Source organism: Mesorhizobium sp. M5C.F.Ca.IN.020.32.2.1, from assembly GCF_004023105.1.
Classification (GTDB): domain Bacteria; phylum Pseudomonadota; class Alphaproteobacteria; order Rhizobiales; family Rhizobiaceae; genus Mesorhizobium; species Mesorhizobium wenxiniae.
Map to the genome: position 1 here is coordinate 1 of NZ_RZSX01001645.1, position 486 is coordinate 486.

Annotated in this window: 1 pseudogene; it reads left to right on the forward strand. The window is 64.6% G+C overall.

Features of this window, described 5'->3' with window-relative positions:
• Window positions 1-486 (forward strand): annotated as a pseudogene (locus EOA86_RS37935) (ABC transporter permease); the annotation flags it as partial.

Here is a 486-nt window from a genome sequence, read left to right on the forward strand (position 1 = left end):
TTCGTCGGCTGCGTCACCGCGACGTGGCTGAAGGACGCGCCGCTGGTCGGCGTCTTGATCCTGCTCGGATCGATCGGCGTCTATGCACTGCTCGGCGCGCTGATCTATCTGCGCAATTTGCCTTCAATCGTCGTGACGCTCGGCATGAGCTTTGTCTGGCAGGGTCTGGCCATCCTCATCCTGCCGAAGCCCGGCGGCAAAGCGCCGGACTGGCTGCTGTCGCTCATGGCCTTCAAGCCGCCGCTCATCCCCTTTCCGATCATTACGGCGCTGCTGATCGCGGCGGTCGTCCATTTCGGGCTGATGCGCACCTCCTATGGCGTGATCCTGCGCGGATCGGGCGGCAATGCCGCCGCACTCGAACGCGCCGGCTGGTCGCTGCTCAAGACCAAGGTCGTGCTGTTCGCACTCGCCGGCCTGTTCGGGGTGCTGTCCGGCATGGCCCTGATCGGCATCACCACCTCGGCCGACGCCAATATCAGCAAT